Here is a 16,401-nt window from a genome sequence, read left to right as displayed (position 1 = left end):
TAGGAAAGCTACTTTGTTTGATTCGTTAAAAATTGCAGTGCAATATATCACCCCAAAACATCTGTTATCTCGTTTGGTGGGCACACTAGCTGCAGCGCAAGCTGGAGCTGTGACTACAGCCATGATTAAATTCTTTATTAAGCAATATAAAGTAGATATGTCTGAAGCACTCGACTCGGATCCTGAGTCCTATTCATCATTTAATGCATTTTTCACTCGGCAACTGAAAGCCGACGCTAGATCGATTTGCCAAGATGTAAAACAACTCGCGTTACCTGTCGATGGTGCAGTAAGTCAACTAGGCGATATTGAACACGATGCCATTTTCCAAGCTAAAGGCCATAACTACAGTTTAACCACTTTGCTAGGTGGTAAACCTGAACTTGCAAAACCATTTTTAGATGGCAAATTTGCCACAATTTATCTTTCTCCAAAAGATTATCACCGTATTCACATGCCGATAGATGGTCAGCTTACCGATATGATTTATGTACCTGGTGAGCTGTTTTCTGTTAGCCCTCTTACCGCAGAACGTGTACCCGGATTATTTGCTAGAAACGAACGAGTAGTGGCTATTTTTGATACTGAAATAGGTAAAATGGCCATGGTCTTGGTAGGCGCGACTATTGTGGCCAGCATTGAAACAAAATGGGCAGGTACAGTGTCACCTCCAGCCGGCAAAAATGTGCAGCATTGGCAGTACCCTATCCAAGGCGACAATTCTGTATTTATTAAAAAAGGTGACGAGATGGGTTTGTTTAAGCTCGGCTCAACCATAGTGGCTTGCTTCGAAGCTGACATGATAGAATTTGCTGATCTAAGTGCAGGAGATGTTACGCGTCTCGGTGACGTTTTCGCAAACATAACGAAGTAACCCGTGGATCCCGTTAAGAAAAGCCTATGGTCTTTACACGTCACTATGATTTTGCTAGGGGCCACAGCATTATTCTCTAAACTTCTGCCCTTATCAGCGGTAGATATTACATTTGGCCGTTCAGCGATTGCCTGCATCATGTTGTTTGGCATCGTTAAAATATTTGGAAAACCAATATTTTTAAACTGTAAAAAAGACTATTTTGTTGCCTTGTTTTTAGGTCTACTGATGGCAGCACATTGGGTTAGTTATTTTGCTGCTATGCAGTATTCATCGGTATCTGTAGGCATGATTGCTCTATTCACATTCCCCGTAATGACAGTCCTTTTAGAACCTTTTTTTGAGGGAATACGTTTAGTCTGGCAAGATTTAGTCAGCGCTATTGTTGTGCTATTTGGTATTTTCCTGATAGTGCCAGAAATTTCTTTAGAAAACGAAATCACGCAAGGTGTGTTGATTGGTGTATGTTCAGCCGTTTTGTATTCTTTTAGAAACTTAGTACATCGAAAGCACTTTTCTCACTACTCTGGTGCTCACGCCATGGCCTATCAAACCTTGGTGATTTTTATCTCCCTTAGCTTTTTTTCAAGTGATGAGTTATTTAAGGCCAGCCAAGAAACCTACATCGGGCTGGTTATACTAGGTATATTTTTAACGGCCGTCCCTCATGCATTAATTGCTGCAAGCCTGAAACATTTACGTGCCAAAACATTCTCATTGATCGCCTGTATGCAACCGCTCTATGGTGTAACCTTGGCGATATTGGTATTAGATGAACAGCCTAGATGGCAAACCTTAGTCGGTGGCTTATTAGTGATTTCAGCAGCCATTTATGAAACCATTAACGCCCAAAAACTTCACAGTAAATAATGGCTAGAGAGCTAACACTATGCTGATATTCGCACATAGGGGTGCCAGCGCCGACGCCCCCGAAAATACTTTATTAGCGATTGATCAAGCCTTGACCCAACAAGCTGATGGCATTGAGATAGATGTCTATCAACTCGGCAATGAATTAGTGGTTATTCATGATAGATGGGTCAGTAGAACCACCAACGGCAATCGCCTATTATCTGATTATACTCTCGAAGAATTACAAACATTAGACGCAGGCCAAGGCCAATTTGTGCCAACACTTTGGCAAGTATTGGAACGTGTACAAGGGCAGTGTTTGATAAATATTGAAATGAAGGGTGTGGATGATGTTTCGCTAGTGAATCTGTGTATTAACAAAGCGGTCAGCCAGTTAAATTTCAAACCTGAGCAATTTATCGTTTCATCTTTCAATCACCATCTGTTGTTGGCTTTTAAAAGTATTGCGCCCAATATCAAAGTTAGTGCACTAACTGCCAGTACCCCATTAGATTACGCGCGATTTGCTCAAGAGCTGCAAGCCTACTCAGTTAATGCTGAGATTAGTTTTGTTGATAAGGCTTTTGTAATAGATGCGCACAATCGTGGTTTGAAAATGTTTGTTTATACGGTTGATGAGCCTGCAGACCTGCTTAGATTAAAAGCATGGGGAGTAGATGCTGTATTTAGTAACGGGCCAGCTAAAGCTAAACAAGCTCTAGCTGCAAATGCTAAGAAACCCTAAGAGCTAGCACATCCAGAATCGCAATCTTGGCAGCTCTGACATAATTTCAAATTCACTATGTGCGCGCCAACAATTAAAAAGGCACCAACAGCAATAGTGAAAGGTTCATAAGACTCGCCAAACATATCTTTATTCCAATAAATTATACCGCCCAATACTAGACTGTATAACGGATAAAGCTGTCTGTGATAACGATAGAATCCTGAGAACAACGCCCAAAACCCAATGATCATTGAAAGTGACAAAATGCTTCTTTCAAACCAACCCTGAGCAAAAAATGACGCGCCAACAAATGGAATGAGTGGAATGAGAATAGGCAATAACAGACAATGCAACGCACACAAACTGGAGGCCCAAATGCCTAGTCGGTCAAACAGCGTTTTATCTTTAGTTACTTGCATTAATAAATACCTCAACTTCATGAAACGTTATAATATAACATTTCATGCAATTTACAAGTATTTATGCTTAAAATTTTGAGAGGTAGTAGCAAGAAAGCCAAACCTTTAATGAGTGCAGGCAAAAATATACTCGGTAGCTACCTAATCACTATCCCGTTCAAGAATAGGTTGAGAGAAGACGACTAAGGTTTTTTAATCATTTTAAGGCTTAAGGTAACGGCTAGTAAAACCAGTGCACCAGCAATGATACCCACTAAACCATCAAGTAAAATAGGCACTATAGAGGCTACAACCTTAATCGATTCAACGCTGTGTAAGATGGGTTCGAGCAAATGGTGAATGAAAGGAATACTGTGTACCAAAATACCGCCTCCAACCAAAAACATGGCAGCTGTGCCGACTACAGATAATGTCTTCATCAAAAAGGGTGCAAAAATCAATAGCCCCCTTCCTACGGATCTTTGAATGCCGTTAAAGGTGCCGCTCACAGATTTTCTTAGCAAATACAAACCTGCATCATCCAGCTTTACAATTCCAGCGACTAAACCATATACACCCACAGTAATACCTAAAGCCAACAATGATACAACCGTCACTTGGGTTGCAAAGGACTCTGCTTGTACAGTACCGAGTACAATGACTACAATCTCGGCAGATAAGATAAAATCAGTTCTAATGGCCCCTTTTATTTTTGTTTTTTCAAGTTCCACTAAGTCAATTTTAGGATCGGCTATAGCTTCTAGTTTCTGAGCGTGCTCTTTGTCTATTTCATCTTTGGAGTGAATAAATTTATGCGCCAGCTTTTCGACACCCTCAAAACATAGATACAACCCGCCGATAACCAACAACACCACGATTAACCATGGCAAAAATGCACTTATCAATAACGCAGATGGCACTAAAATCAATTTATTTAGAAAAGAGCCTTTTGCTACAGCCCATACAACAGGTAATTCACGTTCAGCTTTCACTCCAGAAACTTGTTCAGCATTCAGAGCTAAGTCGTCTCCCAACACGCCAGCCGTTTTTTTAGCGGCAACTTTCGACAAAATAGCCACATCATCCAAAATGGTGGCAATATCGTCTATAAGAGCAAGTAGATTAGCAGCAGGCATAATATTTCCTTACAAGGCGGGAGAGATGGGTTTTGACTCAGCTTTAGGATGATAAGCATAAGAGACCTCTGAAGACACTATGTCGCTTAATTTAACCAATTTGATGCCATGTTGTTGAAGTTTGTCTAAATGTATTTTCAAATATTCTAAGGTTTGTGGATAGGGATGGGCAATACCTACCGCGTAACCATACTTTTTAGATAAATGCAGTAAACGATGAAATTGTATATCAATCTGCTCGGGGCTTGGAGTGTGATCAATAAACACATTACGTTTAGTGCTTAAAACGCCATTTTTTTTGGCAATCACTTCTGCTTTACTATATCTGGTGGTGCGACTATCAACAAAAAACAACCCATGCTCAGACAGAAACTCCATAGTTATCGACATCGGTAATGAAAGCTGAGTCAGCCTACTGCCCATATGATTGTTAACGCCAACGGCATCGGGCACGGTAGACAAAGCTATTTTTAACATATGTAGGATTTGATTAGGTCGCATACTAGAAAGCAATACATTTTTTTCTTGGTTATTACCCGCCAACGATTCCATTGGCATATGTAACATCACTTCACGTTGTTGAGCTGCGGCACGCTTGGAAAAAGGCTTAGAGAGGGGTTTATTCGGTAAAATCGCAAATGCCACATTTTCTGGTAATGCAAAGGCAACCGCATCTTGTCGGTTGTTTCCCATATCATCAATGATCAAGGCGATTTGGGCCGCTCTAGCAGAGCAACTGATACACAACAAACAACTAATTAGGAATAAACGCATGTTTTTATTATTGTTTTACCCGACAGCATTTCACTTTGATTATAATCACATCAAGTATTTTTACTAGGATTGAATCGTTTAAATACACCAAGGAACTAAAGCTTTAACCAATTAATAGGGTTAATAGGCTTTCCTTTGTGTCTAATTTCGAAGTACAAGTTTGGTCGACTTTGCCCTCCACTTTGCCCTAGAAGAGCAACGGCTTCACCCGCCTGAACCGACTCACCCGCTTGCTTTAATAACGCTTGGTTATGACCGTAAAGACTCATAAATCCATCTCCATGATCCAGTACAGTCACTAAGCCAAAACCTCTAAGCCAATCAGAATAGATCACCTTAGCATGATGTACGGCAATCACAGAGTCTCCTGCAGTGCCGTTTATCACCACCCCTTTCCATTTAATTTGACCTTGCCTAAACCGACCAAACATTTTTCTAAGGTTACCTTTGGCGGGCATTAATAAGCGGCCTTTAAGGGCACTAAGTCCACTTAAAGTGACGTCTTGTTGGTCAATTTGTTGCTGCGCTCGAGTTAATGCTTCGAGCAAATTCTTTTCATTGATTTGTAATTGGGCAATTTTTGCTTCGTCAGATTCGATAGCGTTCTGCATCGCTATAAGCGTTCCTTCCCTTTCAGTTTGGTTCGCCTTTAAAGCCTGTTGTTGCTCAAGTTGTTTACCTTTTAACTGTTCTAGCTCACTTTGATTGTCAATCAACTTGGCATTCACTTTTTGCAGATTTTTGACTAACAAGTTAAAGCTATCTATCTGCAATTTCCGAGCTTTATTCAAATATTGATAGTAAGTAATAGTACGTTCAAAATTCGCGGCATCTTGTTGATTTAATAACATTTTCGCAAAGTCATAATTGCCTGTCATATAGGCGCTGCGGATTTGCTTGGCTAATACTGATTTTTGTTGTTCTAAGGATGCCAAATATTCCTTTTGTTGTTTACGCAATACACTGAGTTGTTGTTGGTTATTAGCGAGGGAACGCTCTGTTTTATTGAGTTTTGTAGCTGATTTAGCAATCTGTATTTCAACGACTTTCAGGGTGTCTTGGAGTTTCTTGGCAGTCTCTAGTTGTTGATTAATTTGTGCCTGTTTATTTTTTATTTGTTTTTGAATACTTTCAAGATCTGACTGTTCTTGTGCTTTTGCAATGAATACAAAAAAAACACTACATAAGATTACCAATAAGAAAAACCTGTGAGTTCGGTTTTTCCCTTGGATTAACCTGTGCGGTATCAATCTCAATTGATTAGTCCAGTGTAACTATTGGAGTACCTGTCATCTCTGGAGGTTGTTCCATCCCCATTAGATACAGCATAGTCGGGGCCACATCGCTTAATGTGCCTCCGGTTCTAACAGTTGATTTTTGTCCAACGTGAATAAAGGGGACTAGTTCACTGGTGTGTGCTGTGTGTGCTTGCCCTGTCTGTTCATCTTGCATTTTTTCAGCGTTACCATGGTCAGCGGTGATTAAACAGTCACCTCCATTACGTTTCATCGCCTCAACTACTCTACCGACACAAGCATCAACAGCTTCGCAAGCTTTTACCGCTGCATCAAAGTTACCAGTATGTCCGACCATGTCTCCATTAGGGTAATTACAAACAATGACGTCAAACTTACCAGAATCTATAGCTGCTACTAGCTTATCGGTTAATTCAGCAGAATTCATTTCTGGTTGCAGATCATAAGTTGCGACCTTAGGTGATGGGATTAAAATACGCTCTTCACCTGCATATAATTCTTCTCGTCCACCGCTATAGAAAAAAGTGACGTGAGCATATTTTTCAGTCTCAGATATACGCAATTGCGTTTTATTATGCTGAGCTAACCAATCACCCATTACATTGACTAAAGGTACAGGTGGGTACGCTGCAGGGGCATCAATACTCTCGGCATATTGAGTTAGGGTGACAAAGGCACTTAACTCAATGTGCTTACCTTTATTGAAATCACTAAAATCTTTTTCCACAAAAGGACGACTGATTTCACGGGCTCGATCGGCTCTAAAGTTCATAAAGAAAACAGCATCCCCATCTTCCAATGGTACCGCATCACCTATAACGGTGGCTTGCATAAATTCGTCATTTTCCTCACGTTGATATGAAGCATCTAGCGCCTCAATAGCACTAGTCGCAACCTTATTTCCTGTTCCATGAGCAATTAAATTATAGGCAGCTTCGACTCTGTCCCAGCGGGCATCTCTGTCCATCGCATAATAACGGCCAATGACACTGGCTGTTTTACCTAAGCCTAACTCGGCAAACACGGCATCAGCTGACTGCAATGGTCCCTTTGCACTTCGTGGCGGTGTATCGCGGCCATCCAGAAAGGCATGAAGATATAACTTTTTTGCGCCGCGCTTTGCGGCTAATTTCAAGAAGGCAAAAATATGGTCTTCATGGCTATGCACCCCACCGGCTGACAATAACCCCATGACATGGATTGCTTTATCTGCTTGTATAGCTCTGTCTAGGTTTTCTGTAAGTACAGAATTTTCAAAAAAGTCACCGTCTTCGATGGCTTTAGTTACCCGCGTAAAGTCCTGATAAACCACACGCCCGGCTCCTAAATTTACATGACCGACTTCAGAATTACCCATCTGTCCCACAGGCAAGCCAACGTCTAATCCTGACCCAGATATTAAGGTATTGCTATAGTCATTACACAAGCCATCTAACACTGGCGTATTAGCATAAGCGATCGCATTACTTTCTAGTTCTTCGCGATGACCCCAACCATCTAAAATAATCAATGCGGTGGTCTTTTTAGTTTGAGTCATTATGCTGTCCTATAGATGAAACGATTAATTAATGTAGTGATTCATACTAGGATTGATTGTAAATGGATATACATGGCCTAGTACCTTGATAATAAGCTCATGTTATCCTTACTCGCAATGCACGTCACGGCTAAATCATTTTAAAAAACCAAATGTATAACAATAAGTTATTCTTTGTCGCACCGATGAATACACCCTAGGACTAGTTTCTACACACAAAATCTATATACTTTGGCCTCATTTTTTTAAGTTACTCACCTGTAAGGGTCACCTGTTATGGATCAAATGGTAGAATTTGTCATTAATCACTATATTTTATCTGGTTTGTTCGCTGCACTTTTAGCAGCACTGATATACACCACAGTGGCAAGCCAGCTTTCATCATTAAAAGAATTAAGCACACATGAAGCGACTTTATTAATGAACAAAGAAGATGCCTATATTTTGGATATTCGCCCAATTGCGGATTTTAAAAAAGGACATATTTTAGGTTCTAAACAAATCAAAGCTGAGTTAGTGACTAAAGGCGACTTTTCAACACTTGAAAAATCAAAAGACAAACCCATTATTGTTGTCTGTGCTATGGGCATGACGTCGAAACGCACTGCATCTCAAATGCTCAAAGCAGGATTTGAAAATGTGGTGACCTTAAAAGGTGGCATTAGTGCTTGGCAAAGTGCAAATCTACCAGTCACCAAATAAATTGCAGGAAATAAATATGAGTAAAGTTGATATTTATACTAAAGGTCATTGCCCTTATTGTCATAGAGCTAAGGCTTTGTTGACCAAAAAAGCAATAGGTTTTAATGAAATTGAAATTGATGTGATGCCCGAATTACGCAGCAAAATGATCGAACGCTCAAAAGGTAAATCGACTGTTCCACAAATTTTCATCAAAGATTATCATGTAGGCGGTTGCGATGAATTATTTGCATTAGAAGCAAAAAACCAACTAGACAGTTTATTAACTTACTAACAACTCAATTAAAGGATGTATCATGGCTGAAGAGAATCAACCAAACGAAGCTGCAGCGCAACCAGAAGCGGCGCAAGGCCCACAATTTTCAATCCAAAGGATATATACTAAAGATATTTCATTTGAAGCACCTAATTCACCTGCAATGTTTCAAAAAGAATGGAAGCCAGAGGTACAGTTAGACTTAGATACAAAGAGCAACCCTCTAGGTGAAAACCTATATGAAGTGACTTTATCTGTCACTGTTACCGCTAAAATTGGTGAAGAAACCGCATTTCTATGTGAAGTACAGCAAGCTGGCATATTCATGATTGGCGAAATGCCAGAACAAAACAAAGCCCAAATGATTGGCGCATTTTGTCCTAATACTTTGTTTCCTTATGCCAGAGAAACCATCTCTAATTTAGTGAACCGCGGTACATTCCCACCACTAAACTTGGCACCTGTCGACTTCAACTCCATTTTTGCAGCTTATATGCAAAAACGTGCTCAACAAGCTCAAGCTAATGAACAAGCACCGCAAAAACTAGACGCATAAGCTGGCTGATTTTAAATGAATTCGGTTTGTGTATTAGGGGCAGGATCATACGGTACTGCCCTCGCTTTTTGCCTCTCACGTAATGGCGTAAAAACTGTTTTGTGGGGTCGTGATCAGCAGCAAATGGAATTAATGGCTAAGGACAGATGCAATCAAAAGTATCTGCCTAACGCCATATTTCCCAAGGATCTAGTGATAGAGTCCGAACTAGGTGAAGCCATAGTCAATAGTCAAGATATTCTAATTGTTGTGCCCAGCCACGCATTTTCCAGGACACTACAACAAGCCAAACCCTACCTGACTCCTCATCATAGAATTATATGGGCAACTAAAGGCTTAGAGCCTGAAACAGGTAGACTTTTACAAGACGTTGCCGTAGAAATCTTAGGTAACGACACACCAATTGCAGCATTATCAGGCCCAACCTTTGCTAAAGAAATGGTGGCCGGCCTTCCTACCGCCATATCATTAAGCTCTACAAATGAAAACCTTGCCGAAGAGTTTGCTAATAAACTTCACTGCTCCAAATCCTTTAGAGTTTATAGAAATGATGACTTCATAGGCATACAACTAGGCGGAGCGGTTAAAAACGTTATAGCCATAGGCGCAGGTCTATCGGACGGCTTAGGCTTTGGCTCTAACGCTAGAACAGCTCTGATAACTAGAGGGTTGACTGAATTAACCCGGCTGGGTGTTAAAATGGGCGCCAAGCAGTCCACTTTTATGGGTATGTCAGGTTTAGGTGATTTAGTCCTCACGTGCACCGATAACCAATCCCGTAACAGACGTTTTGGATTAGCTTTAGGCAAAGGCCTTGGCATTGAAGAAGCAATGAATGAAATAGGTCAAGTAGTTGAAGGATACCGAAATACTAAAGAGGTACACATCCTATCTTCACGTGTAGGCATTGAAATGCCAATATGTGAACAAATTTACCAGGTCCTATATCACAATAAATCAGCTAAAGAAGCGGCTCTTACACTATTGAGCCGAGACCCAACATCTGAATAAGAGCGGATAAGTTTACGACAGGGTTAATTGAACAGTGTCCAGATCAACTTAATGTAATTTACACTGCCTCACACTGTCCAAGTTCGAGTAAGTTTTCAACCAAAAATTGGTCCATTTTCGACATGGCTTTTTCCCTATTTAAGGCATCATCTAGATAATGAGTACCAAACTCAATTATCTCTAAATCGTCTTCTTTGTTAGCTTTTTTTAGCGCCGCAGCCATATCTTTGGATTGCTCATAACTGACAATAGAACCACCCCGACGTTTCTGTTATCAATATGTAAGTAGACGTAGGCAATTGATATTTTTCAGGGTGAAATCCTTGTTAGACCTTTTAAAACGGTAATATTTCACCATTAAAACTATAAAAATGCCCCGTATCATTAATAGATAATCCATTAACCACCTTCATAATGCCTAAGGTTGAATCCTCTATACTTTCTGCTGCACTGTGACCACCCATATCAGTCTGTACCCAACCAGGGTGAATGGCGGCAACAACAATCTTATTTTGACCTAATTCTTGAGATAAATTGACGGTTAACATATTGGTTGCAGCCTTAGACATTCGGTAACCATACCAATCTACGTTCTGCTCAAGCGTCAATGACCCCATGGCAGAAGATATGAATATTATTTTGCATAATCTTTCTTGATTGATAAGGGGTAAAAAACAATGAACCAAATATAGAGGGCCAACAGAGTTCACTTTAAAACTCTGTTCAGCGGCCGCGTAATCTATAGCGTAAATACTTTTATTTTCACGATCCAGATAGCCTGCATTACTGATGATTAAATCTATCTTAATATCACGTTTATCAAGCTTATCAGCCAACCCTTGGATAGTCTCTGGAGACGATATGTCCATAGGTTCAATAATCAAATTTTCAACAAACCTTTCTTGTAACGATACTAAATCAGTCGCTTGTTCAATATTTCTGCAGGTTGCAATAACCCGACAACCATCTAAAAGATATTGCTTAGTCAATTCGAAGCCTATACCCCTATTGGTACCCGTGATTAATACGACTATATTGCTCATTATCGACATCCTGTTTTGAGGCCCATTAATAGGCAGAAAATTATTGGCTCAATAATATCAGCACTGAATGCATTTATTGGCCTAATTATGTAAAAAAAACTATCTAACATACTGTTTTTTATTAAATTATTTTTAGTGTGCCGGCACGTCTAATTCAGAGTTCAGGTTGATGATTGAACATCCACCTGACTCATTTCCATCAACCGACTATAAGTTCGGCGAAATTCAAACAGCAATGCGCCTTCTTTATAAAGCTCAGCTAAAGGAACATCAGAGTTTAAATATAGGATGACATTCTGGTCGTACAATTCATCAATTAGGCTGATAAACCGTCTGGCGCTATTGTCGCTACTGGCATAAGACACAACCCGTTCTCCGGTACTCATGGCTTGATTGTCGCCTATGCCATCCTCTGTACCACGGGCCTTGATCCAGCCGCGAACTTCACCGCCAAGATAGGGCACATCACTGAGCATCACTGTGCTAAAACGATTAGCAATGTCCATGTAATCTAACTGCGAGCGATGACCATCACACAAGGCAGAAAAGTCGAACCAGGCCACTGAGTTGGGCACTTCGCCCGGTGTGGCTCGGATCACCGGAATCTCTCGATGACAGATGTTTAAACTGCTGGTATTGATAGTTTGATGGGCAATGGTATGAGTTAATCCCAAGAAGATCGCCTCAAAATCGATTTCGCCTTTGATACCCATATTCAATGATGGGCCGCTTATGGCAGGCGTAGTTATCTCTGGGTTTGTTGAATGTAACCTGTGGTCAAGTTTGCCATTGAGATGTAGCATCTCGGTATGTTGTTGCAACAAAGCAATGCAGGGCAAAAACTTGTGCCGAGCTAAACCGTTTTTGTATAAATCTTCGATTGGCATATTTGATGTGGCAATCAACACCACCCCTTGTTTAAACAAACATTCAAATAAGCCTGCCAAGATCATGGCATCGGCAATGTCAGAAACAAAAAACTCATCAAAACATAACACTCGACATGTTTTCGCCCAATCATGAGCAATCCTAACTAAAGGGTCTTGCTCACCCGAATGTTCGTTCAGCGCTTGATGAATACGCGCCATAAAACGATGAAAATGCAACCGCAACTTGCCCTCATCGGGCAGGCAATCATAAAACAAGTCCATCAAGTAGGTTTTACCTCGACCCACATCACCCCATAGGTATAACCCTTTGATAGGCGAACAGGATGGAGCTTTACGTTTTGTTAAATTGCCAAATAGGACATCTAAGGCCTTTATTGCAGCTTGTTGAGATGGATCGTCAACAAGCTTATCGCCCAATTGTGATTGGTACACTTCAAGGGGAGATTGATTTGTTAGTGATACAATAATACTTGAGCCTTCAGGCAGGATGAAAAATTCAAATTTGTCACTAAAGTTCAGACAATCACTGTAGCGAGTTATAGTGTCTAAGCCAAGTAAAATCAATACGTTATGAGTGTAAACTCACTCAGCCCTTGCCATTCAAGTACACTAATTGCACATGATACGCCTGTCTTAAATGCAACTTATTGCAGTGCTTCAAAAAGTATATGACAGAGACAGACAGCTTAATTAACGTAAGGTTACCATGGCTGATGTCTCTGTAAATATCTTCAATCCAGTTCCGCGCTGTTGAGTGGACTAGTCCTGTTGATCAATGATCCCGCGAACCCTGTCTATAAATTCAAAACGTTGTTTATTGAGTTCAGGTTCGGTGGCATTTTCCCAATTACCATTCATGGCAACCACAAGTTGCCTTTTGGGGTCGATAAAGATAGTTTGCCCAAAAATACCCCGGGCGGTAAAGCTGCCATCGTCGAATGTCCACCATTGATAACCGTATCCTTTGCCGGAACTGCCAATATCAGCCTGTTTACTGGTAGCCATTTCAAACCAACCATCGGGCAAAGTGGCGGCCCCCTGTATTTTGCCATCCTCCAGTACAAAAAGACCATATCGAGCAAAATCACGCAAACTTGCCTGAATACAGCAACCGGAAATTTCTGGCCCATCGGGGCTTAGCAGCCAACTTGCTTGGTTTTCCATACCAAAAGGTTTCCAAATTTTTTCGGTCAAATAGTGTGACAAAGTGCGTCCCGTCGCCTCGCCTACCAAAATCCCGATAAGATTAGTTTCTCCGGTGGAGTACTGCCACTGTTCCCCAGCAGGATAGGCTCTGGGCAACTTTCTCATGTAACTCACTATGCTAGGAAGACCGTCGTTCGCAACATGATTATTGAATTTTGCTACATCAGATTGTGGATCAAAATAGTCTTCATTCCACTTAACCCCCGATGTCATAGTGAGCAACTGCGTTATTGTGACAGCATCATAGGCCGAACCTTTCAGACCTTCGATATAGTCTGAAACACTGTCGTCTAGACTTTTGATATAACCTTCTTTTAAAGCAATGCCCACCAGACTCGAAGTCAAGGATTTAGCGACTGAAAAACTGGTCCAACGTTTCTGTGGCGAAAGCCCAATGCCATATCGCTCATAGCGAATGTTGCCTTTATGCAGAATGAGCGCACCGGCCAAATGCTGCTTGGCAAAAAAATCATCCATATCCATATCAAATGCTAACGGTTCGCCTTCAGGTAACTCCCTGACGATTGAACTGGGCTCTATAGGGTTCGATTTAACCAATAATGGTAATTTATCCATCATTTTAAAACCTGCATCACGCTGACTTTGGGACCAAAACAAAATATTGGTGTCTCGGGGGGGATCAGACAAAAGCGCACGCCAATCCGCTCCAATCGACCACCATCCGATACTACCTAAGACGGCTAGAGTTATACCCGTGACGCCGATCCATTTAAATGCTTTGCTCATATAGGTTTGTCTTTTTTGTTGGCGAGATGAAAATACGACATTAACAATTAGCGGTATAATATATTCTCAGTTTTGAGAGCCTGCAAAATCGATTGCAATATTTCACTGCAGCCACATTTATTAGGATGATTTATATGCTGAGCGTCCAAGATAGCAGAACCTAGAAAAATAAACGATGTACTTGAGTTGCGGTATAATATTAACCAGTAGACAAACAAAAGATGTTTAAAAGGCTGAACCAATGGCTGAACAAAATAGGGAAATTTTAAATATAACTCAACTGTCAAACTATCAGTAAATCTTCACTTTTGCGTTATCAATTAAAAATGTGAAAGATGTAAGGGCAACGCTACGGATAGAGCAATATTCTGCTACTACACATTAAGCAAACCGCTTCAAAATACAGATTATTTGTAATAGTCTGTATTTTGAAGTAATGCTCCTCACTCTCACAAGGCCAAACATGGAATTGAATAAACGACAGTTTTTAATAGCCAGTGGCGCTGCCGAAACCTTAAAACCAGGAATGTGTTTTTCGAATGAACCTGGCATCTATCTACCCGGTGAATTTGGGGTGCGTTTAGAAGATTGTGTGTATATGACAGACAAAGGTATCCAGTGGTTTACTGTACCACCGGACTCTTTAGCCTCCCCTATTGGCAAACTAGCCGCTTATCCTATCTAATAACAATAAAAAACAAGAGAACATTATGCTTAAAAAAGTATTAACCGCATTCACTTTCACAGCACTTAGCTGGCACACCTTTGCTGACTCAAATAAAGATCTAACAGATATCATCGACCAGCATTGGCAAAATGCTCAAAAGGAAAAGGTATTCTTTCGCACCGATCCTGATGGCTGGAAACCTAACGGCAAATTAGCCGAATTTACACCACAGGCCCTAGCTAGGCGAGAAGCTTATAATATTCAGGTATTAGCCACCCTTGGCGAAATTGATACAAAAACCCTGAGCGAAAAACAGTTAATGAATTACCGTTTATTTAAATATGAACGGGAAACGGAAGCCCTAAGTCACCAATACCAAGATAAGTATTTCCCGGTGAATTTTTTAAGTGGTTGGCATACCTACTTTGCTGAAGCACCTGCCAATATGGCATTTTTAACCAGTAACGATTACGACAGTTTTTTAACCAGTTTGGCTGACTATCCACGCTTTAACCAAGAAAATATCAACTTGATGCAAGCCGGTTTAACTGCTGGTTATGTGCATCACTGCGAAAGTTTTAAGGATTACCATCAAACGATCAGTGCGCACATAGTCAAAAACCCCAAAAACAGTGCGCTGTTTGAACCCTTCACCCGCTTCCCTAGTACTTTTACTCCGCAACAGAAAAGCATTTATAGTGCAAAAGCGATAGAGTTAATCACATCGGCAGTGGTACCTGCCTATCAGAATTTTTACGATTTTTTTGTTGACGACTATATGCCTAACTGTCGTAAAGAGCCTGGCATTTCCAGTGCCAAAGGGGGTGCAGATTATTACGCCTACACAGCCAACTACTACACCACTACCGATGCCACGCCTCAACAAATCCATGATTTGGGATTAAGCGAAGTTAAGCGAATTCGTGTTGAGATGCAGGCAATTATTGACCAAGTAGGGTTCACAGGAAGTTACGCTGAATTCTTGGAATTTTTGGCGACCGACCCACAGTTTTATGCAGCAGACCCACAAGATGTGCTCGAAAAAACCGCCTTTATCACCATGAAAATGTATGGCAAATTACCCACATTTTTTGGTCACCTACCCCGCAATACCTTCATCATTAAAGGTTCCGCTTCTAGAGGCGCATTTTATATGCCGCCACCCGACAATCGCACACCGGGGACTTACTTTTTAACCTCTGAACCAAAACAACAACCACTTTATAACCTAGAGGCGCTCAGTCTGCACGAAGCGGTACCTGGGCATCATCTTCAAAATGCCATAGCGATGGAGTTAGATGTCCCCGAATTCAGGCGCACCCTGAGTCATTCAGCCTTTGGCGAAGGCTGGGGCTTATATTCAGAGCGTTTAGGCAAAGAAGCAGGATTCTACCAAGACCCCTATAGCGACTTTGGCCGCTTAGGCTATGAAATGTGGCGCGCCGTGCGCCTAGTAGTAGACACTGGCATTCATGCTTTTGGCTGGAGCCGCCAGCAAGCCATCGATTACTTAGCACAACATACCGCGCTGCCCCAAAAATCAGTAGAGAACCAAATTGATCGCTACATCTCATGGCCGGGTCAAGCGTTGTCATACAAAATGGGTGAAATCAAAATTCGTGAATTGCGAGCCAAGGCTGAACAAACATTAGGTGAAAAGTTCGATATTCGCAGCTTTCACGATACTGTAATTGGGCAAGGTTCATTGCCTATGGCGGTGCTGGAAGATGTGATTAACGATTGGATACAAACACAGATAGATAAGTAAA

General features: G+C 41.1%; 17 protein-coding genes and 1 pseudogene. 9 read left to right on the top strand and 9 right to left on the bottom strand.

The genetic code is table 11. The features are described 5' to 3' along the window. Positions 1-13: 13 nt before the first annotated feature. From asd to CXF95_RS27935, 3 genes are read left to right on the top strand one after another with little or no spacing between them, the layout of a single operon-like run. Positions 14-874 carry an archaetidylserine decarboxylase gene (gene asd / locus CXF95_RS27945; protein ID WP_101201667.1) on the top strand — a complete coding sequence of 287 codons (861 nt, stop codon included), beginning with the start codon at positions 14-16 and terminating at the stop codon, positions 872-874. A gap of 3 nt (positions 875-877) precedes the next feature. Next, positions 878-1,744, top strand: a complete 867-nt coding sequence (locus CXF95_RS27940; protein WP_198556733.1) for a DMT family transporter — start codon at positions 878-880, stop codon at positions 1,742-1,744. A gap of 19 nt (positions 1,745-1,763) precedes the next feature. Continuing rightward, positions 1,764-2,471, top strand: coding sequence for a glycerophosphodiester phosphodiesterase family protein (locus CXF95_RS27935; RefSeq protein ID WP_101201665.1), 708 nt, complete (start codon positions 1,764-1,766; stop codon positions 2,469-2,471). Here the strand turns inward: CXF95_RS27935 and CXF95_RS27930 are convergent. The 5 genes from CXF95_RS27930 to gpmI all read right to left on the bottom strand — a co-directional run bounded on the left by CXF95_RS27930 (position 2,468) and on the right by gpmI (position 7,554). Further along, positions 2,468-2,872, bottom strand: coding sequence for a MerC domain-containing protein (locus CXF95_RS27930; RefSeq protein ID WP_101201664.1), 405 nt, complete (start codon positions 2,870-2,872; stop codon positions 2,468-2,470). The genes CXF95_RS27935 and CXF95_RS27930 overlap by 4 nt on opposite strands. 182 nt (positions 2,873-3,054) lie before the next feature. After that, positions 3,055-3,987 (bottom strand): DUF808 domain-containing protein, encoded by a 933-nt coding sequence (locus CXF95_RS27925; RefSeq protein WP_101201663.1) that lies wholly within the window; start codon positions 3,985-3,987, stop codon positions 3,055-3,057. Between the two features lie 9 nt (positions 3,988-3,996). After that, positions 3,997-4,761: a divergent polysaccharide deacetylase family protein gene (locus CXF95_RS27920; protein ID WP_101201662.1), complete on the bottom strand. Its 765-nt coding sequence runs from the start codon at positions 4,759-4,761 to the stop codon at positions 3,997-3,999. Between the two features lie 95 nt (positions 4,762-4,856). Beyond that, the gene (locus CXF95_RS27915; protein WP_101201661.1) at positions 4,857-5,957 is read right to left on the bottom strand and encodes a murein hydrolase activator EnvC; all 1,101 of its coding nucleotides are present in this window, start codon (positions 5,955-5,957) and stop codon (positions 4,857-4,859) included. Positions 5,958-6,021: 64 nt separating this feature from the next. After that, complete coding sequence (gene gpmI, locus CXF95_RS27910) at positions 6,022-7,554, bottom strand: 2,3-bisphosphoglycerate-independent phosphoglycerate mutase (RefSeq protein WP_101201660.1); 1,533 nt, start codon at positions 7,552-7,554, stop codon at positions 6,022-6,024. A gap of 276 nt (positions 7,555-7,830) precedes the next feature. Between gpmI and CXF95_RS27905 the strand changes: the two genes are divergently transcribed. The 4 genes from CXF95_RS27905 to gpsA are packed head-to-tail and all read left to right on the top strand — an operon-like array spanning position 7,831 to position 10,079. Continuing rightward, on the top strand, positions 7,831-8,256 hold the full coding sequence (locus tag CXF95_RS27905) for a rhodanese-like domain-containing protein (protein WP_101201659.1): 426 nt from the start codon (positions 7,831-7,833) through the stop codon (positions 8,254-8,256). A 16-nt stretch (positions 8,257-8,272) separates the two neighbouring features. Next, positions 8,273-8,530, top strand: coding sequence for a glutaredoxin 3 (gene grxC / locus CXF95_RS27900; RefSeq protein WP_101201658.1), 258 nt, complete (start codon positions 8,273-8,275; stop codon positions 8,528-8,530). A 22-nt stretch (positions 8,531-8,552) separates the two neighbouring features. Beyond that, complete coding sequence (gene secB / locus CXF95_RS27895; RefSeq protein WP_101201657.1) at positions 8,553-9,068, top strand: protein-export chaperone SecB; 516 nt, start codon at positions 8,553-8,555, stop codon at positions 9,066-9,068. A 15-nt stretch (positions 9,069-9,083) separates the two neighbouring features. After that, complete coding sequence (gene gpsA, locus CXF95_RS27890) at positions 9,084-10,079, top strand: NAD(P)H-dependent glycerol-3-phosphate dehydrogenase (RefSeq protein ID WP_101201656.1); 996 nt, start codon at positions 9,084-9,086, stop codon at positions 10,077-10,079. 58 nt (positions 10,080-10,137) lie between these two features. Here gpsA and CXF95_RS29790 read toward each other — a convergent pair whose 3' ends face one another. The 4 genes from CXF95_RS29790 to CXF95_RS27875 form a co-directional block, all read right to left on the bottom strand. Further along, the gene (locus CXF95_RS29790; RefSeq protein ID WP_157828283.1) at positions 10,138-10,302 is read right to left on the bottom strand and encodes a hypothetical protein; all 165 of its coding nucleotides are present in this window, start codon (positions 10,300-10,302) and stop codon (positions 10,138-10,140) included. Between the two features lie 112 nt (positions 10,303-10,414). After that, positions 10,415-11,122 (bottom strand): SDR family oxidoreductase, encoded by a 708-nt coding sequence (locus CXF95_RS27885; protein WP_101201655.1) that lies wholly within the window; start codon positions 11,120-11,122, stop codon positions 10,415-10,417. 161 nt (positions 11,123-11,283) lie between these two features. Continuing rightward, positions 11,284-12,498 (bottom strand): cell division protein ZapE, encoded by a 1,215-nt coding sequence (zapE, locus tag CXF95_RS27880; RefSeq protein WP_198556742.1) that lies wholly within the window; start codon positions 12,496-12,498, stop codon positions 11,284-11,286. Between the two features lie 273 nt (positions 12,499-12,771). Beyond that, entirely contained in the window at positions 12,772-13,965 is a 1,194-nt protein-coding gene (locus CXF95_RS27875; protein WP_101201654.1) for a serine hydrolase, read from the bottom strand. A 499-nt stretch (positions 13,966-14,464) separates the two neighbouring features. Between CXF95_RS27875 and CXF95_RS27870 the strand changes: the two are divergent. Together CXF95_RS27870 and CXF95_RS27865 are read left to right on the top strand one after the other, a co-directional pair. Next, positions 14,465-14,650: pseudogene (locus CXF95_RS27870) on the top strand (M24 family metallopeptidase); the annotation flags it as partial. A gap of 25 nt (positions 14,651-14,675) precedes the next feature. Further along, positions 14,676-16,400: a DUF885 family protein gene (locus CXF95_RS27865; RefSeq protein ID WP_101201653.1), complete on the top strand. Its 1,725-nt coding sequence runs from the start codon at positions 14,676-14,678 to the stop codon at positions 16,398-16,400. Position 16,401: the final 1 nt, after the last annotated feature.

The organism is Paraglaciecola sp. MB-3u-78 (assembly GCF_002835935.1).
Taxonomy (GTDB): domain Bacteria; phylum Pseudomonadota; class Gammaproteobacteria; order Enterobacterales; family Alteromonadaceae; genus Paraglaciecola.
The sequence above is the reverse complement of the archived record's forward strand: the minus strand, read 5'-3'. Positions and strand labels throughout refer to the sequence as shown.